Annotated in this window: 18 protein-coding genes; 10 read left to right on the forward strand and 8 right to left on the reverse strand. The window is 43.4% G+C overall.

Translation table 11 applies throughout. The features are described 5' to 3' along the window. Window positions 1–47: 47 nt before the first annotated feature. The 6 genes from rhaD (at window position 48) to G603_RS19825 (ending at window position 7900) form a co-directional block, all read left to right on the forward strand. Window positions 48–896, forward strand: a complete 849-nt coding sequence (gene rhaD / locus G603_RS0109095; RefSeq protein WP_026670028.1) for a rhamnulose-1-phosphate aldolase — start codon at window positions 48–50, stop codon at window positions 894–896. Then, the gene (gene rhaB, locus G603_RS0109100) at window positions 896–2323 is read left to right on the forward strand and encodes a rhamnulokinase (protein WP_026670029.1); all 1428 of its coding nucleotides are present in this window, start codon (window positions 896–898) and stop codon (window positions 2321–2323) included. Before rhaD ends, rhaB begins: the two co-directional genes overlap by 1 nt. 313 nt (window positions 2324–2636) lie before the next feature. Beyond that, the gene (locus G603_RS0109105; RefSeq protein WP_026670030.1) at window positions 2637–3428 is read left to right on the forward strand and encodes a class I SAM-dependent methyltransferase; all 792 of its coding nucleotides are present in this window, start codon (window positions 2637–2639) and stop codon (window positions 3426–3428) included. A gap of 81 nt (window positions 3429–3509) precedes the next feature. Then, window positions 3510–5537: a lysozyme inhibitor LprI family protein gene (locus G603_RS0109110; RefSeq protein ID WP_081669876.1), complete on the forward strand. Its 2028-nt coding sequence runs from the start codon at window positions 3510–3512 to the stop codon at window positions 5535–5537. 107 nt (window positions 5538–5644) lie between these two features. Further along, window positions 5645–5911 (forward strand): hypothetical protein, encoded by a 267-nt coding sequence (locus G603_RS0109115; protein WP_026670032.1) that lies wholly within the window; start codon window positions 5645–5647, stop codon window positions 5909–5911. A gap of 1038 nt (window positions 5912–6949) precedes the next feature. After that, entirely contained in the window at window positions 6950–7900 is a 951-nt protein-coding gene (locus G603_RS19825; protein ID WP_051207676.1) for a hypothetical protein, read from the forward strand. A gap of 96 nt (window positions 7901–7996) precedes the next feature. Here the strand turns inward: G603_RS19825 and G603_RS0109130 are convergent, their stop codons facing one another. Further along, window positions 7997–9166 carry a hypothetical protein gene (locus tag G603_RS0109130; RefSeq protein WP_026670034.1) on the reverse strand — a complete coding sequence of 390 codons (1170 nt, stop codon included), beginning with the start codon at window positions 9164–9166 and terminating at the stop codon, window positions 7997–7999. Window positions 9167–9479: 313 nt separating this feature from the next. On the opposite strand from G603_RS0109130, the gene G603_RS0109135 reads away from it, so the two are divergent. Beyond that, window positions 9480–11837 (forward strand): EAL domain-containing protein, encoded by a 2358-nt coding sequence (locus G603_RS0109135; protein ID WP_026670035.1) that lies wholly within the window; start codon window positions 9480–9482, stop codon window positions 11835–11837. On the opposite strand, the gene G603_RS0109140 is transcribed toward G603_RS0109135, so the two are convergent. From G603_RS0109140 to G603_RS0109165, 6 genes are read right to left on the reverse strand one after another with little or no spacing between them, the layout of a single operon-like run. Continuing rightward, on the reverse strand, window positions 11838–12590 hold the full coding sequence (locus tag G603_RS0109140; RefSeq protein WP_026670036.1) for an ABC transporter ATP-binding protein: 753 nt from the start codon (window positions 12588–12590) through the stop codon (window positions 11838–11840). Next, window positions 12587–13471 carry an ABC transporter ATP-binding protein gene (locus tag G603_RS19830; protein WP_051207678.1) on the reverse strand — a complete coding sequence of 295 codons (885 nt, stop codon included), beginning with the start codon at window positions 13469–13471 and terminating at the stop codon, window positions 12587–12589. Before G603_RS19830 ends, G603_RS0109140 begins: the two co-directional genes overlap by 4 nt. Continuing rightward, window positions 13461–15161: an ABC transporter substrate-binding protein gene (locus G603_RS0109150; RefSeq protein WP_026670037.1), complete on the reverse strand. Its 1701-nt coding sequence runs from the start codon at window positions 15159–15161 to the stop codon at window positions 13461–13463. The genes G603_RS19830 and G603_RS0109150 overlap by 11 nt, the downstream gene beginning before the upstream one ends. Before the next feature lie 27 nt (window positions 15162–15188). Continuing rightward, window positions 15189–15983, reverse strand: coding sequence for an ABC transporter permease (locus G603_RS0109155; RefSeq protein WP_026670038.1), 795 nt, complete (start codon window positions 15981–15983; stop codon window positions 15189–15191). Further along, a complete protein-coding gene (locus tag G603_RS0109160) occupies window positions 15983–16918 on the reverse strand; it encodes an ABC transporter permease (protein ID WP_026670039.1) in 936 nt (311 codons plus the stop codon). The genes G603_RS0109155 and G603_RS0109160 overlap by 1 nt, the downstream gene beginning before the upstream one ends. After that, the gene (locus G603_RS0109165) at window positions 16918–17691 is read right to left on the reverse strand and encodes a class I SAM-dependent methyltransferase (RefSeq protein ID WP_026670040.1); all 774 of its coding nucleotides are present in this window, start codon (window positions 17689–17691) and stop codon (window positions 16918–16920) included. Before G603_RS0109165 ends, G603_RS0109160 begins: the two co-directional genes overlap by 1 nt. Before the next feature lie 165 nt (window positions 17692–17856). Between G603_RS0109165 and G603_RS0109175 the strand changes: the two genes are divergently transcribed. Next, window positions 17857–18408: a hypothetical protein gene (locus G603_RS0109175; protein ID WP_026523931.1), complete on the forward strand. Its 552-nt coding sequence runs from the start codon at window positions 17857–17859 to the stop codon at window positions 18406–18408. A gap of 196 nt (window positions 18409–18604) precedes the next feature. Continuing rightward, on the forward strand, window positions 18605–19069 hold the full coding sequence (locus G603_RS0109180) for a hypothetical protein (protein ID WP_026670041.1): 465 nt from the start codon (window positions 18605–18607) through the stop codon (window positions 19067–19069). Between the two features lie 34 nt (window positions 19070–19103). Here G603_RS0109180 and G603_RS19835 read toward each other — a convergent pair whose 3' ends face one another. Next, window positions 19104–19943, reverse strand: a complete 840-nt coding sequence (locus G603_RS19835) for a LysR family transcriptional regulator (RefSeq protein WP_051207680.1) — start codon at window positions 19941–19943, stop codon at window positions 19104–19106. Window positions 19944–20076: 133 nt separating this feature from the next. Between G603_RS19835 and G603_RS19840 the strand changes: the two genes are divergently transcribed. Further along, window positions 20077–20348: flavodoxin (locus G603_RS19840; protein WP_304412469.1), on the forward strand; the 272-nt coding region annotated here is incomplete at its 3' end.

Consider the following 20348-nt stretch of genomic DNA (forward strand, 5'->3'; position numbering starts at 1 on the left):
TCTTTGCCTTAAATCATTTTAATTTGATTTAGGAAAGGATTAAGAAAATGAGAGTATTGGATTCAGAATTTGCTAAGGGATTTTGCCGCATGTGTGTTGACGGCTTCTATCAGGGCTGGCATGAGAGAAACGGCGGTAACTTAAGCTATAGAATAAAGGACGAAGAGATCGCTTCCGTAAAAGAGGACCTTAAAGAAGACGGTGAGTGGAAGGAAATCGGTACCTCAGTTCCTGCGCTTGCAGGCGAGTACTTCATGGTAACAGGTTCCGGCAAGTATTTCAGAAACGTTGAGATCGATCCTGCAGCAAACATCTGCATTATCAAGGTTGATGATAAGGGCGAGAATTATCAGATCCAGTGGGGCCTTGTAAATGGCGGAAGACCTACATCCGAACTTCCTTCACACCTTATGAACCTGGAGGTTTGCAAAAAGAGAAATCCCGAGATCAGAGTGGTATATCACTGCCATCCCGCTAACACCATCGCTCTTACATTTGTACTTCCTCTTGACGGCGATGTTTTCACAAGAGAGATTTGGGAGATGGCTACAGAGTGCCCCGTTGTATTCCCTGACGGAATCGGCGTAGTACCGTGGATGGTACCCGGTGGCCGCGAAATCGCTGTTGCAACTTCCGAGATCATGAAAAAGCAGGACGTTGCAATCTGGGCACATCATGGCATGTTCGCCTGCGGAACAGACTTTGATATCACCTTCGGCCTTATGCATACAGTAGAAAAGGCTGCTGAAGTCCTTGTAAAAGTAATGTCCATGACAGACAGAAAGCGCCAGACCATCGAGCCTGACATGTTCAGAGCCCTCAACGGACCTTTTGGCATCAAGGTTAACGAAGACTGCCTTTATGAGAAAAAGAGCGATAAAATAGGAGAAAAGTGATGAATTATTATCTGGCTGTTGATATAGGCGCATCTTCCGGACGCCATATACTGGCAAGCTTTGAAAATGGCAAAATACAGTACGAAGAGATCCACAGATTCTATAACGGCATGGATGACGAGGATGGACACAAGGTCTGGAATACCGACAGGCTCTTTGAAGAGATCCTTGCCGGCATGAAAAAATGCTCTGATCTTGGCAAAATCCCTGTATCCATGGGCATTGACACCTGGGGCGTGGACTACGTTCTTCTTGATAAGGACGGCAATAAAACAGCAAAAAGCTATGCCTACAGAGATGCCAGAACAGAGGGCATGGATACTGAGGTATACAAGATCATACCTGAAAACGCATTATATGCCCGCACAGGCATTCAGAAAGCGATTTTCAACACAATATACCAATTGATGGATGCTAGGCTCAGAGAGCCAGATACGCTTGAAAAAGCGGATACATTTTTGATGATCCCCGATTACCTGCATTTTCTTCTCACAGGAGTAAAAAAGCAGGAGTACACCAACGCTACCACAAGTCAGCTGGTGAACCCTGTGACAAAGGAGTGGGATCTTGAGCTTATTGAAAAATTAGGGCTTCCCTCAAAGCTCTTTGGGAAGCTCTCCCTTCCCTGCACTGAGGTGGGCGATCTGACTCCCGAAGTACAGGCAAAAGTAGGATATAACTGCAAAGTAATCCTTCCTGCAACCCATGACACCGGCTCTGCTGTTATGTCAGTTCCGGACACATCAGACAATGTCCTTTATATTTCATCAGGCACATGGTCACTTTTTGGCTGCGAGCTTGAAGCAGCCGACTGCTCAGATAAGGCAAGAAGCGCCAATTTTACTAATGAGGGCGGCTACAACTACAGATACAGGTTCCTTAAAAACATCATGGGCCTTTGGATGATACAGTCCGTTAAAAAGGAATTTGAAGCAGGCTATGACTATCCCGGCAAAAAGGCAGATGATGATTACTCCTTTGGTAATCTCTGTGCCAGAGCGGAAGAGGAGACCATAGATTCTCTTGTGGATGCAAATTCCGATGTTTTCCTTGCTCCTGATTCCATGATCGCAGCAGTTAAGGGCGCCTGCGAAAAGAGCGGACAGCAGATTCCCGAAACTCCTTGGGAAATAGCACGTGTTATCTATAGGTCCCTTGCTGAGTGCTACAAGCAGGCGGCAGAAGAACTTGAAGATATCACAGGAAAACACTTCGATAAGATAAACATCGTGGGCGGCGGTTCCAACGCTGAGTACCTTAATAAGCTCACTGCAGCGAGAACAGGCAAAACCGTCTACGCAGGACCTTCTGAGGCTACAGCCATCGGCAATATTGGTGCCCAAATGATAGCAGACGGCGTATTTAAGGACCTTGCAGAGTTTAGAGATAATGTATTTAAGTCCTTTGGCGTGACGGAATACAAATAACTGAAAAAAGAGTTGACATATAATTGAGCGACAATTATACTAACAACTAATAATTTTCAGAAAGCGGTGACAATATGATATACAATTACCTCGTCGACAATTCAACACCATCAAATAAGCCCGTGGATGATCCTCAGGGGCTTATTAGTGTTATATTGATGGGGTTAAGTGCAGATGCATGATTAAGACTTGCATATCATTGAGATAGCGAAGCCTCATCAAACTGAGTTTGATGAGGCTTTTTTATACGCTAAATTCGCTCGCGCGAGGATTTCTAAAAATCCTATTTTTTAAAACCAAGGAGGAAAAAGCTATGGGGCAGGACAGAGTAAGCATTATCAGCGATTTTTACGGGCAGTACGACGAGGATATCAGGTTGGAGAGGTCCATTCACGGACGTCTTGAATATGCCACAACCATGAATTATATCCATCGTTATCTTGATAAGGACTCAAAAGTAATTGAGGTTGGTGCAGGAACAGGCAGATATTCTGTGGCATTGGCAAAAGAAGGCTATGACGTTACTGCAGTAGAGCTTACAGACAGCAACTTTGCAAAATTAAAAGAAAACGGCGAAGGAATAGACAAGCTCCACGCATATCAGGGCGATGGCACAGATCTTAGCAGGTTTGAAGACAACAGCTTCGATACCACCCTTGTATTTGGACCTTTGTATCATCTCTATGAGGAAAAAGAGGTTAACAAAGCCATCGATGAAGCCATTCGAGTGACCAAACCCGGCGGAACATTGCTCTTTGCATTTATTTCTGTTTTCGCAATCATGTATTCCAACTATTTTCAGGGAAACTGGGGATTTGGTGAGGAAGAGAACTTCACAGAAGACTACAAGATCCGCCATTTTAAGGAGCAGCTCTTCACAGGCTATGACATAACAGAGTTCGAAGAACTTTTTAAAGAAAAAGATGTAGAGTGGATTACAACAACAGGTGTTGACGGTCTTATCGAACCTGTAGAGAAAAATCCTGAATTTGCGGTCACAGACGAAGATTTTGAGAAACTGGCTAAGTGGTACCTTGCCTTTTCTGAAAAGAGAGAGCTCCTTGGCAACACAAACCACCTTCTTTACATTTGTAGAAAGAAGTGATATTTACTCGTATCTACCAATACTCCGTTGTATAATGATTTCGTAAATCGTAATGATACAAATCAGGAAAGGTAGAAAAAAGTGAAGAAAAGAAAAGTAATGATATTGGCCTTGGGGATGGCCGTAATGCTTGCAGGCTGCGGTTCTTCCGGGAAAAATAATGCTGACGAGAGCGGTTCATCCTCTTTTTTTAGCAAAATAACTGATAGCGGAAACGCTGAAGGAAACAGCAGCGAAGGAGATGTGACCGAAGAAGCTGACGCAGAAGTAAGCGCGGAAGCAGATGCTGAGACCACCACAACCACTTCAGAGGAAACAGAAGCTGATGCCGGAAGCACCAGTGATTCCGAAGCTGGAAACTCAGGTGATTCCGAAGCCACAGACAACGGGGATTCCGCCACAGGCGATAGCGAAGATATCCTTGAGACCTCAGACGAAAGACTGGATAATCCAACGCCTACAAGTGATGAAGCCAAAAAGCACAATAATATCCTTGGGGACCTTCTTAAGGGGACCGGCACCCTGAGTTTTGATTACTACAAGAAGAATCTCTTTGTGTTCGAAGAGTATCTGTCTTATCAGGATGAGTTTATTAACCATATCGATACAGAAAAGACCTACACTCTGACTGAACTGCAGGATACCTTCCAGAAAATAATTGATACAGAAGATTATTACTATCAGAAGGGGGATGTGGAACCCTTCGAATATGCCTTTCTGGACCTTGGTATGGATGGTGAGCTGGAGCTGGCGCTTCGCTCAGTTGGACCCTTTGTTGAAGAAGCAAGCATGCTTACTTTCATAGTAAAGGTCATCGATAATCAGCCTCAGGTGGTATATGTATTTCCCAGCTGGTCCAGAAGCTATACGCTTATAAACAAATACGGATACATATCCGGCGGTGGCAGCAATGGAGCTTCTAATCACGCATGGGATGCAGCATACCTTGATGGCGATGCAAAATATCACTTTGGATACTATGAAGAAGAGGAGTCTGAGCTGGAGGCCTTTGCTTATGGTAAAAAGCATGGCAGCATAGATTTTCAGAACCTGAATGACGCTGTAAACGTCTACAAAGTGGCACTTTCCGACGATTATAAGCAGTTCTACTACACTTATGATGTTTTTGACAAAGAGACCTATGAACAAAAGAAGATTCCTAACCTTTATACTGACAGTGAGTACAAAGATATTATGGACAGCTTCGAGGATGTTGAATTCATGTCCATGAAAGACCTTGAAAGCCTGAAGGACGAGCATCTTAAAGAGATCGGTCTCACAAGCAGAATAATGAACGGCGGATATCTTGAATATAAGCCTGTTTCGAATTATGACCCTTCAACCGAAGTTTTCATTAGCTTCATCAACCCTGCAGACTATGAAACTATTCAGGATGAGCTGGCAGGTGCAGAGATAATGCATGAGGCGTTCGTTTCAATGGACTGGGCAATGATGGGTCAGCAGGACATGAACTACCAGACCGGGGAGTGGTACAAGTTCTGGGATGATGAACTGAACATACTCTGGAAAAGAATTATCGAAGAGATAGATCCTGAAAAGAAGGACGAGCTTGTTTCAGAGCAGAGAGCCTGGATTAAGAGAAAAGAAGCTGCCATCAAGGCTGCCGGAAAAGAAGCAGAGGGTGGCTCACTTCAGCCACAGCTTGAAAACGGCACAGCCGAGCGCTATACGAGAAAAAGAGCTTATCAGCTTGCTGAAATTCTTGCAGATATAAGAGGCGAGAAATTCCAGATTCCTGTGTCCGTTGCAGAGGATTTGGCAGATGTGGACGTAAGTCTTGACGAAGTATTTAAAAAGTTCGAAGGTCAGTGGATAACAAATCCTGAAAATGGTGCCTGCATCGGCGTTGAGAGATCATCTGAATGTGATTATGGTGTGGAAGGCAGTACCTGGACAGTATGGGAGACCAGAGGCGATACGCTTTCAGACCTGAATGTCATAGATTTTACGGATACAACCATAACTTTTAAACTACCTTATGGAAGTTTTGATGCTTATTATCAGCTTCGCTTCAACATTGCAGGGAATGTAGAGTTGGCGTACGGTCAATCCCTCGATTCCATGAATGAGGTGTCCGTATCCCAGTGATTAGGGGGACTTATTTATGAAGAGTAGGTTTTGTTCGGTATTAAGAGCTTTTTGCAAAATAACAGCTGTTGCTTTTGCAATGACACTTTCCGTCGGGATATCTGCCCATGCAGCTTATGCAGATGGATGACTACTACAACTCGCATTCCTTTGCCCAGAGGGCGATTCCCTATCAGGATGGATTTATTTTTGCCAGCGAGGGAGATGCCTATCAGCGTGCATTTTCTGTGTCTTTTATTACTCCTACAGAGGATAAGATGACTGAAGAAGAGTATGAAGCTTATTACCAGAGCTATGAGGACCGGATGAATTACTGGGGCGAATATCCTGCATACGAACCGATTGATGAGGCAAGAGCATCATACACAGGATAAGAACGGCAAAATCGGCAAGACGATCACCGGATTTGCCGGGGATGCCTGCCTCAATCCATGCGAAATGCCAAAGCTTTCAGGCAAAACCATCTTCTGGACAGCAAATAAGAGCGGATCTTCCGCTCTGTACACATTTAAGTTAAAAGTGAAGTAAAACACAGTAATCCACAGCAATCATGTAAACAGAATATGAACAAACCCAGTGTTTTATTAACAAACTGTTCAAATGGCTTTTAAGAATAGTTAAGTTTTGGGGGGTATTATGAATCTATCAAGAGGAGATGCTCTTGTTGAAAATGTTAGAAAACTTTTTCATAACTGCTGTCCGGTATAACCGGACAGCATCCTCCCGACTTTACAGCTGCCGATTTGGCAGCTTTTTTATTACCCTAATCGCTTACCGGATATGCCTGAACCCCTTGTCACGCACTGATTCGGGTTGAAATCGATCTCTTCCAGTGCTCTGAGACTTCGAGATTGCCTTCTGGAAAGGCTTGAAAGCTCATCTGCGCACTGATTCAGGTTGAAATCGCACTTTTCCAGTGCGCAGGGACTTCAAGATTGCTTTCCGGAAATGCTTAAAAGCTCATCCGCGCACTGAATCGTGTCGAAATCGGGCTCCTCCAGTGCGCAGAGACTTCGAAATTGCCTTCTGCAAAGACTTGAAAGCTCGCCCGCGCACTGAATCGGGTCAAAATCAAGCTCCTCCAGTGCGCAGAGGCTTCAAGATTGCTTTCCGGAAAGGCTTGAAAGCTCATCCGCGCACTGATTCAGGTTGAAATCAGGCTTTTCCAGTGCGCAGGGACTTCAAGATCGCTTTCCAGAAATGCTAAAAAGCTCATCCGCGCACTGAATCGTGACTGAATCGAGCTTTCCCAGTGCTCTCATATTTGAACTTGCATTCGTTTCATCTGTGTGCTAATATGATTTCTGCGTTGTTTCTAACGCGCCGAAAAACACTCTTGTTTTCGGGAAATTCCATTTTTTACAGATGCGCGCAACAATGGATTTAACTAATTAACACAAGGAGAATTTTTAATGCCAATAGAGAATAAACAGCATAAAGACACAGTATTCAGAATGCTGTATAGTGACAAGCGCTATCTGCTTGAGCTTTACAATGCCATAAACCACAGCAATTACAACGATCCCTCTAAACTGAAGATAACCACCCTTGAAGGTGAGACTTTCCTTCACATGAAAAACGATGTCTCTTTCCTTCTGGATTTCAAATTAAATCTGTATGATCACCAGTCAAGTCCGTGTCCAAACATTCCTCTCAGAGATCTTCAGTATGTAGCAAGTATATACAAAAACCTCATTCTTCAGGAGAAAACGTACAAGGCAGAAAGAATAAGGATTCCGGAACCAAAGTTCATCGTCTTTTATAATGGGACTGTTCCTATGCAGGATGAGGTTACCTACAAGCTTTCTGATATGTTTGACACAAATGGAGATGAGCCCCAACTTGAGCTCATAGTCCACCAGTATAATGTAAATGCAGGCCACAATCCTGAACTCATGCAGGCCTGCAGTACATTAAAACAATATTCCCTTTTTGTCCAAAAAGTGAGAAAATATAGAGAGGAATATATGAATTCAATCGGTGATGAGGTGCAGAATGATGCTAATTTTGATGAATCATTGTTCAAGAAAGAGGTCATTCGCAAGGCAGTAGAAAAAGCCATCGATGAATGCATAAAAGAAGACATCCTTAGGGACTTCTTCGTCAAATACAGGAAGGAGGTAATCAAAGTGGGCGTACTTGAATATAGTGCTGAGCGTCATCTACAGGTCATAAAGGACGAGGGCTATGCATTGGGCTGCAGAGACACTGAAAACGAGCTTCGACCCCAGATTGACTCCCTGACTAAGGAAAAAGAGGCAGCTGTTAGCGAAAAAGAAGCGGCTGTTAAGGAAAAAGAGGATGCTGTTAAGGAAATTGAGTATCTCAGGCAGCTACTTAAGGAGAATAACATAGAGGTATAATGTCCCTATTCATGTAGAGGCATAATGAAACTCCCCGGAGATCCGGGGAGTTTCGTAGTATTCAAGCAGTATTCTAAAAATCTAACACCTAAATCCCTATAATTCTACCGCGTTCTCGATTCCGAGACTTTTCTCGATGTCGCCGGAATCTGTAGAATCAGCGCTATCTTCAGCTGTTGCAGTTTCTGCGGCTATTGAGGCCTTCTCGCCAATATCATTAGCGGAGCCATCCTCGGGATTTTCGGTTTCAGCTATGGATTCTGTTTCTATTTCTGCTTTTTCTTCGGTGTCAGCAGTCACTTCTTCGGTATCATCGATACCCATGATCTCGTTCAGCATCTTCTGTAGCATCTGCTCAATCAGTTCATGGAGCTCTTCAAGGACCCTGCTGTGGAAGGAGCCGCCGGAGGAGGTGCTGTTTCCGGAACCATCGCTCTTTACAGATACTAATTTCTGATCAGTAATCTCAGAAGAGGAGGTGTCACTTCCAATGCCCATCAATCTGTCGAAGAAGTTCTCCAGCTGCTCAAAGAGCTTCTTGGCGCCTGAGAGATTGCCTGTGCCATCGGATGCGAAGCTTACCATATACAGGTAATTGCCCTTTTCTGTGATATCAGCAGGGGCTGCATCTCTTACAGCCTTCATTGCGTTGTCGGCAAGCCCTTCCGTATCTCTGATATAGGCACAAAGTGTTGCAAAGCCTGCGTAGTCAGTATCAGTGGGATCTACTGAATAGGGATCGATCTCTTTGGAAAAAGAATTGCCGTCCTTATCCACTCCCGATGCTGTGTAGATTCGGGTTCCGCCTGATACCTTGATGGTTATCTGTAGCTCCTGGCCGCCGTCGTTAATATCGAATTCCTTGCCTGCAGGAATTGATGCCTTACTTTCTGAGCCAGAACCGGCAGGAGCGACCGAATCACTCTCTGAGCCATCATCCACGATCTTGCCGGATTCCTTGTTCCATTTTGAAAGGGCAGAGGAGATATCATCCGGCACCTTTGCGGTAATTATCCTTGTATAGGAGAGCATAGCTCCATTGTCATCAGGTTTTGCCAGTCCATGAGACGGAATATTGGTGTTATTGATCTCCGGTAGATCGTCCTCGCCAAAGTTTTTCTCTGAAGCCACATTCAAAGCTGTCAGGAATGTGGGTGTTTCTCCGCTATCTATGGTCTTTGCCTGCTGACCTGCTGCGCCTACCTTATACACGCCAAAAGCCATGTAAACACTACGGTAGCCATTTATGTTGTTCGTATTATCCATATAAATCCTTTCTGCGTGCCATCAGTCAATCCGGCACACACCACTCTCCAAAGGACCGAGTGGTCTAACTAAATCTATGTCACAATTTTCCTCCTTTCAGGGACAAAAAATGCGCCTTAATGTAGTCCCTTCACATTAAAGCGCTATCCATAGCTGTTATATATATCGGTTATCGTGGTGAAATCCTTAAGTATTAAATATTTATAACCTTAACAATTATGCGTTTTGGGAGTGTAAAATAGAGTAGATACGGCAAATAATTGTTATCTTATGTAAACAAAGGTTTATCGCCGGATCCGGCAGGAGATTGTCAATGGTTCTATACTTAACAAGTAACTCTATAGCATTACAGGAACAGGGGGCTTATGAAGAGGCAGCACCTTTGGAGAGCTATGGCTTTTTTGATGATCTGACGCAGGAATGGGAAAAAGAGGCCAATCTGCTCTATGTACCCTGCGATCCCGGTGCGACTAAAGATAATCAGTATCAGCTTGGGCAGATACTGGATGCATTCGAATATAAAAATCTCCCTGTAAAAGAAGTAAAGATATTAGATGAAAAAGAATCAGCAGATGCGATGGTAGCCTGGTCAGATGTTATTTATCTTGCAGGCGGACATGGTCCGACACAGCTTGCATTTATGAAAAAAAAGGGATTAAAAGAGGCTCTTTTAGGATATAAGGGGATAGTCATCGCTTCAAATGCAGGTTCCATGAATGCTGCTTTTTATGTATACCATGCGCCGGAACTGGACGAAGAGGCCGTAGATCCCAACTATGTCAGATTTTCAGATGGTCTTGATCTGACCAATATTCAGATAATACCCCATCGAGAATACTTGAAAGACAAGACCATAGGAGGTCTTAAGTTTGTTGATGATATTGTCATTCCGGACAGTTTTGGATGTCGATTTTATTTTATAACCGATGGTAGTTATTTTAAGGTTAAAGGTGGCCGGACCATTTTCAAAGGTGAAGGAGAAATAATCGACGATGGTGAGATAACCCCTTTAAACCAGGGAACCGTCATTCCGTATATGAGCCATGTCGAGCAGCCTGTGATCAGAACCATCATTTCTGAAGGCTACGATATGGTGTTTGGCGTGGAAAAACATGATGAACGCTGTGAAGTATACTTTTTGAAGGATAATGTCACCGGTGTCTTTGAGAGGAGCAGACTTAATTACCGGGAAATCTGCAATAAACTTGCTGAATCTGTAGTAGATGAGGAAAAAGAAGCTTTTCTTGATCAGTTAAGACTTTCAGTTATCCAGAAAGAAATGGATGAAATGGGCAATTATGTCAGAACTGTCCATGTGGAGACTGCCGCCGGTGTTCGTGCCAAAAATTTCAGAGTGCGTGAGGTTCCCGGATATCCCGACTGGTTTATGGTGATGTGCATCGATATCACTACGCTTCTTGACCATGACTGGATGACGGATGAGTATGCAAGAACAGGCTTTATAGACAGGTCCAAGCTTTTTCTTGAAGAGCTTACAGATAATGATCATTATTCCCTTGTATACGCCAATATAATGGGGTTTAAGGCCGTTAATGCGTTGTTTGGTACCCAGAGAGGCGACCTTGTTATTTTCAGGACCAGGGATGCTCTTAGAAAGTATCTTAGCCCTGTAATCGTGGGGAGGCTTGAGGCGGATAATTTTGTTCTGATCACAGCAGATGAGAACCTTACGGAAAAGAACCTTAAGGCCATGTGCAGGCAGGTTTTCAAAACAGAATCAATAGAATACAACTATGAAATTCACTGCGGAATATATCCCATAACGAACTCCAAAGTTGATATTGCCCAGATAATCGCAGGTGCAAAAATAGCAGAGAGGAGTATAGACAGAAACAACAGACAACTTCTTTATGCTTACTATGACGACTCTCTTAAGGAGCTGTATGTAAAACAGCGCTATCTTTTGTCTGATTACGAGAGAGCCCTGATGGACAACGAATTTGAGGCTTATTATCAGCCCATAGTAAATGCCAAATCCGGCGAGATTGTCAGCGCAGAGATGCTGATAAGATGGCAGCACAGAGATCTTGGCATGGTTTCTCCTGCAGATTTCATTCCTATCATCGAATCTGAGGGCAAGACTGCTGAGCTTGACAGATTCATGCTGCATAGGGGGATAGATTTTATTGAAAGGCGTACCTGTGAAGGCAAAAAGGTCGTTCCCTGCGCTATAAATCTGTCCAGAGTGGATTTCTATGACACAGCATTCATTGAAAGCATATTTGAGCTGATAAATGAAAAGAAGATTGACCCGTCCCTTGTAAGGCTAGAGGTGACAGAGTCTGCCTATGCAGATCTTGAAGATAAGGCGCTGAATTACCTTAGCAAGATGAAAGAACAGGGAATCCAGATACTTCTTGACGATTATGGAAGCGGTATGAGTTCACTGTCCATGCTTGAAACCTTCGATTTTGACATTATCAAGCTGGATATAGGTTTTATCAGGAAAATAGGAATAAATAAGAAATCGGAAGCTATTATTGTCTCAACTATCAATCTCGCCCACGCTATGGGGGCAAAAGTAACGGCGGAGGGTGTTGAGACGGATAAACAGATGAAATTTTTGCTGGATGCAGATTGTGACTATATTCAGGGCTTTTATTTCTACAAACCGCTGCCTGAAATAGCTTTTGAGTATCTGCTTGAATGATCAGTACGCCGCACCTACCAGCATACGAGTATAGTCTGAAACCGGATTTTCAAGGATGTCCTTTGTGTTACCGGATTCAACTATTTTTCCCTGCTTCATGACTATTATGCGGTCGCAAAGCTGACTTGTAAGAGTTATGTCGTGGGTTATAAAAAGGATAGAGATACCGCTTTTTTTCAGCTCCAGCAGGTATCTGATTATTTCTGCCTGCACGCAGACATCAAGAGCGCTTGTTATTTCATCGCATATAAGGAGTTTAGGTCTTCCAATAAGTGACCTTGCTATAGTAGCTCTCTGGCATTCACCACCGGAGAGTTCTTTTGGATAACGGTGAAGATACTCCGGGGTTAGACCCATTTTCTTAAGTTCTTCAGCTGCTTTCGCATAAAAGGCATCTTTATCGATCTTTTCGTAATACACAACAGCTTCTTTCAGGTTATCTAGAATTGTCATGTGGGGATTAAGGGCCGAAGTTGGATTCTGAAAGATCATCTGCATGGATTTTCTCTGAAGCCGCGCAGCTTTTCCCTTAAACACAAGCTCATTGCCATCAAAAAAAATACTGCCGCTGTCAGCCTTAACAAAACCGGCTATAATGACGGCAATGGTGCTTTTTCCGCTGCCGCTTTCACCCACAATTCCGATGCATTCTCCTTCATTCATTTGGCATGAAAAGTTAGAGACTGCCTTGGTGGACTCGGAAGCCTTCTTAAATGTCTTATTCAGATTTTTGATTTCCAGTATTTTAGTCATCTTTTACCCAATACCCAGTGTGTTTCAGTGATGCTGATACGTTCAGCGAGGGCTCCTTCAGAGCTGTCTTCGTGATACATTTTATAGCTTGCATAGTCTGTATTCCGGCTTGGTGAAGCTGCTATGAGACTTTGCGTGTAGGGATGCCCGGGACTTTTCAGGATTTCTTCCATGGTTCCCCATTCGACCATCCGGCCTTTGTACATTACGCCTATGTAGTCGGACATGGCTTCTGCCAGCTTAATATCGTGAGTTACCAGCAAAAGAGAAGCATTTAGCCTTTCCTTAACCTTTTTGATAAGGTCAGCTGTCTGGGTCCTTATTATCTGATCAAGAGCGCTTGTGGGCTCATCCGCCAGAATAAGCTTTGCCTTCGCACAGCCCAGAATCATGGCTATCGATACTCTCTGACACATTCCGCCGGATAGTTCAAACGGATAAGAATTAAGAACTTTTTCCGGGTTATCAAAGGAGAGATTTGTAAGCAGGTCTTTTGACAGCGTATTTGCCTCTTTACGGGACATTTTGTTCTGGAGGATAAAATAGTCCTCCATTTGTCTTCCGACCCTGTAAATGGGGTCTAAATAGCTTTCCGGGTTCTGAAAAATGGTTACTATCTGACTGCCGAGAAGTATTCTTTTATCTTTTATGGACATGTTGCCAAGATCATGACCGTCAAAAATCAGTTCTCCCTGACAGACCGCATTTGAAGATAAGAGTCCCGTAATAGCAGAAAGAGTAGTGGTTTTGCCACTACCGCTTTCTCCGATCAGGGAAACAGCAGCGCCCTCAGGGACCTCAAAAGAGATGTCCCTGCAGGCGTAGTTGTCACCGTATTTTACATTCAGTTTTTTTACATCAAGAATATTCTTAGTTAACATCGATATCAGAAGTCATCATGTAGTACTCAGAAGGGTTAACGGTTACTCCGGATACATTGTTTCTGTAGCAGAAGATAAGCTTTGTGCTTGCGATGAAATCGAAAGGTCTCTCATTTACGATCTCCTGGCAGATCTGGCGGGAGAGGTCGTACTGTTCATCTACATCAAAGGTTGTGCTCATTTTCTTTGCCATCTCATCAACCTTGGCATTTGAGTACTTACCGAAGTTGTCGGAAGCATCGGATACAAATACAAGGTTTGTGAAGTACTGAGGTGTTCCGATAGGAGCCATTGCATAGGAGTCGATTACGATATCGAAATCGCCGTCCTGCTCAGTCTCAACCATAACATCCATAGTCTCGATGTTGATGCCGATACCAACGTTTGCAAGCTCTGCCTGCATCATGTCAGCAAGCTGAAGAGTCTCGTTGTTGTAGCTGTAGGTCATAAGCTTGAAGCTCAACTCGTTTCCGTCCTTATCAAGTGTTCCGTCACCGTTTGTATCTTCGTAGCCTGCATCAGCAAGGATTTCCTTAGCCTTCTCAGGATCAAACTTATCGATTGTAAGTGTAAGTCCGTCTGTGCCGCCGAAAGGAACAGCTGTTGAATATACACCGTAAGAAGCCTCTGAATAGCCGTTGTAAACAACATCAGCGAAGCTCTCACGATCTACGCACCAGCCGATTGCTTCTCTTACAGCAGGATCGTTAATGCCTTCATGCTGAAGATTGTAAACAAGGAATGCGCTTCTTGTAGATGTGGCAGCATCGATTGTGTACTCTGAAGCATCAGAGAACATCTCTGTCTCAGCAGCATCCATGCGGGCGATCATATCGATGTCACCATTCTGAAGAGCCATTGCAAGAGTGTTCATATCATCAACGATCTTAAGCTCAACTTTGTCAAGCTTGGGCTCTGAACCCCAATAGTTCTCGTTCTTTACCATGTCTACGTGATCCATGGAAGTAAAAGATGTAGCTACGAAAGGACCTGTGCATGCAACACCAAGCTCTGCATCAGGCTCTGCGCTTGCATCATAGATTCCAAGAAGAGGATCGCAAAGGTCGTTGAGCATTGTAGGATTGGGATCCTTTGTTACGATAGTAAGCTCCTGGCCATCAGCCTCCATAGAAGCGATTCCGAGAGTTCCCTCTGCACGCTCATTATTTGCGTATGTACGCTCGAAGCAAGCCTTTACTGCATCTGCTGTTACAGGCTTGCCGTTGGAGAAGGTAACGCCATCACGAATCACAAACTTCCAGGTTGTATCATCAACCTGCTCGTAACTCTCAGCGATGTAAGGCTGAGGAACATACTCTTCGTTAAGTCTGAGAAGATTCTCGCTGATGCCGTAGATTGACATGATCCAGCCATCCCAGCCGTTTGCAACATCAAGAGTCTCAGCACCAAACCATCCGCTGGTCGCACCTGCGCGAAGAACCTTTTCGCCTGTTGCTTCTGTAGTTTCTTCTGTATCTGCTGTTTCATCAGCTTCAGTAGTTTCTTCAGCCTCTGTGTTTTCAGCTGCATCAGCACTTTCCTCTGTTTCTGCATCATCTGCTGCGGGTGCTTCCTCTGAAGTCTCAGCAGCGGGTGTCTCTGTTTCATTACCTGCATTGTTTCCGCAGCCTGTAACTGCCATGGAAAGCATAGAAGCAGCAAGCAATAAGCTAACAATTTTCTTTTTCATAATAACCTCCGAAAAATAGATAAACAATTATAAGTGATTTATTTTCTCCTCGATGGCTTCGCCAAAGAGGTTAAATCCAATAACAACCAAAAACAGGGCTATACCGTTGAACCCTATAATCCAGGGGGCTTTTTGCAGATAATCCCTGGCTTCATTCATTACCGTTCCCCATTCTGCTGTGGGGCGCACTGCACCAAGTCCCAAAAAGGACAGGCCTGCCATGGAGAGTATTACACTTCCGATGTCCAGCATTAAGGTAATGATCATTGTTCCCGATATTCCGGGAAGTATATATTTTCTGAATATAGATAAGTGGTCAGCTCCGCACAGCCACGCTGCTTTTACATAATTATCCGCTCTGATCTGTTGAACGAGGCTCCTTGCCAGCTTGGCGTAGGTGATCCAGTACACCGCACACAGAGCGATTATGGCGTTTTTTATGTCCTGTCCAAGGATTCCTGCAATGGCTATGGCAAGAACAAAGGACGGAAAAGCCTGAAAAATGGTGATGATATCGGATATGATCTCATCAACTATGCCGCCCATGTATCCCGCTAAAATTCCCAGAAAGATACCAATAACAGCTGATATTAAAACAACTGCCAGAGCTGTGAAAACAGAGGTCCTGCCGCCTGCGATTATTCTGCAAAATATGCATCTCCCAAGGTTATCCGTACCGCAAATATGAACTGCTGACGGCTTTTTGAAGGCCTCACGCATATTGGTCTTGTAGGGATCATGTTTTATAAAAAACGGACCTATAAGGAGTGTTACAGAAATGAAGGCAATCCATGCAGAGGATATTATCATCCTTTTTTTCATTATGAACGCGCCTCCCTTCTTATCCTTGGATCGATCATCCTGCAGATTATATCCGCAAGGAAGTTAAGGCTTAAAAAAATCAGTGCCATCCACACAACATAGCCCTGGATGACGGGATAATCTCTTGCAGATATGGAGTCTACGGCAAGTTTTCCTACGCCGTTCCAGACAAAAATGCTCTCGACGATGGCTGTTCCGCCAAGCATAGAACCCACAGACATAGAAAAAAGCGTTATCAGCGGCGAAAGGCAGTTTTTAAGCACATGACCAAATAATATAGTGCTGTCCGAAAAGCCCTTGGCCATAAGGCCTTTTACATAATCCTGCTGTAACTCCTTAAGGACCATGGCCCGGATCTGTCTCACATACCAGGCGCCCAGCGTAAGTGACAGTGTCAGCGCAGGCATGACTATTCCTGACATTCCTTTTGGAAGGACCGTAAACCATTTAAGTTTCAGAGCAAGAAAATACAAAAATATAAGAGCTAGAAAAAACGATGGCAGCGAGGAAAACAGGTATGTTATAACTCTCACTGCATGATCGAATATGCCGTTCTTTTTCCAGGCACAGATAATTCCCGTAGGGGTGGATATCAAAACCATCACAAAAAGCGATACAAAGGTCAGCAGAATGGTATTTGGAATGGCTTTTTGAAGAAGCAGAGCCACACTTTTTCTGCTCTTGTAGGAGATACCCATATTTCCTGTAAGAATCCCCTTAAGCCAGCTTAGATACTGCACAAGCATCGGTCTGTCCAGGCCAAGCTCTTTTCTGACCTTGGCAAGAGTCTGGGCGTTTACACGCATTCCGCTCTGGGAAAGCTGTATCTGAGCAGGATCTCCCGGAGACAGATATGAAAGTGCAAAGGAAAGGAAGGTTATTCCCACCAGCAGGATCAGTATTCTTATGATTTTTCTGACCACAATTTTTTTCATCACTTTACCGCCTGAATCAGAAACATGGGAGTGGAGGCGAAGTTGACCTGCTCCTCGCGGTCCCACACTTTTTTCCAGATCTCTGTATCTGAGGACACCGACAAAAAGCCGCATTTAAGGAGGGCATTCTCGTCCCACTTTGGTCTGTCTTCCTTTGAAAGGGGCAGCGTCAGGGCAATCTGTTCCATTTTTTCTGCATTTTCCACATCATTGAAATCAAACAGGCCTTCGTCCTTGACATTTTCCCTGTCTTCTTCATATTCATGGAGCTTTTCATCATCAAAAAGATATGCGTACCAGTTGGCATCGAAAACAAAGAGCCTGCCGCCGGGCTTTAAAACCCTTCTCCACTCTGCATAGCAGGTCTCAGGATTCTGCAGATTCCATGTGACATTTCGATTTACTATCACATCAAAGCTGTCATCCTCAAAGGACAGATCATCAGCATCCATCTGCAAAAAGTTAATGACATCTCCATATTTTCCTGCATTGGATTTTGCCCTGCCCAGCATCTCTGTTGAAGAATCTATACCGGTTACGTTATATCCGCACTCTTTCAGTAATATAGAGAAAAAGCCCGGACCGGTGCCTATGTCGAGAATTTTTATGTCGTCGTTATTCTTGTCAGGGAATGCTTTTTGAATCAGGTCTGTAAGAACGTTATGCCAAAGATTTTTTCTGCTACCGTTTAATTCAGTTATGTTTAATTCCGAATAGGTTTCTGAGCGTTTATCCCAGTAATCCTGTATGTCTTTTGTTAATTTCTTTTCCATATTCCTCAATTCCAACGTTCTATAAAATACATTAAGGAAAATGGTTCCACAAGCCCCCCGGGGGGATGTTAAATGAAAACTTTAATCTAGCATTTAATAAGGGACAAAAGGTACAATGTAATCAGGCTGGATTAATTGGTTTTGGTAGTATTAAGGAGAAAGTATATGGCTAGAATACTGAACCTGGTGATCATCATTTTTGAAATTATAGCCTTTTCAAAGAGTATAAAATGGCATGATATAAGGAAAAGCTTTATTTTCTATACTCAGATTTCCAATTTTATTACACTTATATCATCGATTTTGCTTGTTATATTCGGGCAAAAGGAGGCCGTGGAGGTCGTAAGGTATCTTAGCGTGTGTATGCTGGTAATGACCTTCTTTGTTACGGCTACTATTCTTGTTCCCATGTCGGGAAAGCTAAAGGAATTATTGTTTTCAGGAAGCGGGCTGTATCATCATTTGCTGGTGCCGATCATATCGACTCTGTCATATATTTTCTTTGAAGAAAGAGTCTCTTTACATTGGATATGGCTGCCTGTAGTTGTGACGCTTGTTTATGGGCTTATCATGCTGCGGCTCAACTATCTGGACCTTGTTCAGGGCCCTTATCCCTTTTTCATGATAAAAAATAATGGCATCAAGGCGACTGTCATCTGGATGATTGCGTTGATGATAGTTATAAGCCTCTTTTCAGGACTGGTGGGGTATCTCTGACTATCAGGCATTGCTTTAATTTTTGACCAAAACAACTAAATAGATAGCCATTATAGTGAAAAACAGACAGAAATCCGTGTAAAGGAGCTGTCTGTTTTTTTGTGTGTTAGGGTATATATGGACCATGCGAATGTGGATTGGCGGTGAAGGAAAGCCTGGGAGCCACTGAGATGTACCGGGCAGAAATAGGGGGATTATGAAAAAGAAAGGTTTTTTAATAGTATCTACAGCTATTGTCTTGATGATAATAGTTTTAAATTGTTATATCATGCAGAATCAGGTCAGGTTTGATGGGGACAGAGTTTGCTCGAAGAACCCAAACAGATTTTATCTGAACTTCAACATGATGAACACAGATGATTCGGAGACCATGGTGCTTAATGAAGGAGAAACACTACACGTTTCCTGGCAGATCGATGGAGGAAAGGCAGACGTAATGATAGCGATGGCAGATGAAGCACCAATTTACCGGGCAGATAATTGTGGCAAGGGCGAGAATGCAGATTTTGATTTGACTATTCCCAAGACCGGAGAATATACAACTTCTATTTCTGCATATCGCGCCAAAGGTTGGTTGGAAGTAAAAGAGAAAAAGACTAATGTGCAGTTGGAAGGTAAAACCATGTGGCAAGCTCAGCAGAAACCTTTGCAGCATTTATGAAATCGAAGCAGTTCTCAAATTGTATGAAGAAATATCATAATCTCTTGAACCAGTTTATGTAATTCATATACTCTGACTTCAGACAAATACAGTAGAAGTCCATCTGTGCATCTTTATCAGAAAATGGAACAGAAAATCTGTTGTGACGCATTCCAAGAACGCGATTGGTTAGGTCAGTCGAGAAGGTAGGAAGGGACGAAGTCTCTGCGACTTCCATAAGGGATTCTGTTCCCGATTGAAGAAGAAACTTCGACTTTGGCATATGTTTTCGGACGATGGCATCCCATACTCCGACTTCAGATACCATGAGAAAACTTTCACCATCCATTTGCTTGAACGTGATGGAGCTTTCATATGCAAGTTTATGCTCCGGTATTAGTGATGCACAAAGGTGTTCTGAGCCGCAGTGCTGGGAATGATAAAGCTCACCTTCAAGCTGATGGTTGAGTATTATCATCTGATATGTTTTGTTATTAAGCCCTGTAATAAGGGTTTCTTCATCTGTCATCTCTGTTGATAATGCCATATTAGAAAATGTCGTTGATAGTCTTGGCATCAGCTCAAGAAGCGGACCAGGTGCACAGGATCCTACAGTTATGGTCTTGCTTCTTCTGTCAGAAAGACGTACCTGTTCTTCCATGGCCTCATGCATGTGAAGAATATCTTCTGCATATTCTGCAGCTATCTTACCTGTATCATTAAGATACAGTCTTTTTTTCTCCCTCTCAAAAAGCTTTACTCCAAACTCGTCCTCGAGCTTGCTCATGGATCTGGTAAGTGTAGGCTGCGTAAGATGAAGTACTTCTGCTGCTTCGGATAATGTTCTATGATTCTTAAAAGCTACAAGATGCTCCAAAAGATATGTCTCGATCATGATATACTCCCAATGATTAATATACGCAACAAGTATATTATAATACGAAAGTTCAATTTTACACAGCTGAATATACGGGGTATCATCAAAACATAGAACATAAACATCGCTTATAAAACAGGAGGCGGTTTAAATGAAGACACTTGTAGCGTATTTCTCATGGAGCGGAAATACAGAAAAGATTGCCAAACGGATTGTGGCGAAGACCGGAGCCGATATGTTCAGGATCGAGCGAAAGGTACCCTACAGTGAAGATTATAACACCTGTGCATATAGAGAGGCAAAGGAAGAGATAGAAAAGAAGATAAGACCGGAGATAAAGACACCTCTTCCGGATGTGGAAAAATACGACAGCTTGATTCTGGCATTTCCTATCTGGTGGTACACATCACCGCTTCCTGTATG

The organism is Butyrivibrio sp. AE3006 (assembly GCF_000424165.1).
In the GTDB taxonomy this organism is placed as follows: Bacteria; Bacillota; Clostridia; order Lachnospirales; family Lachnospiraceae; genus Butyrivibrio.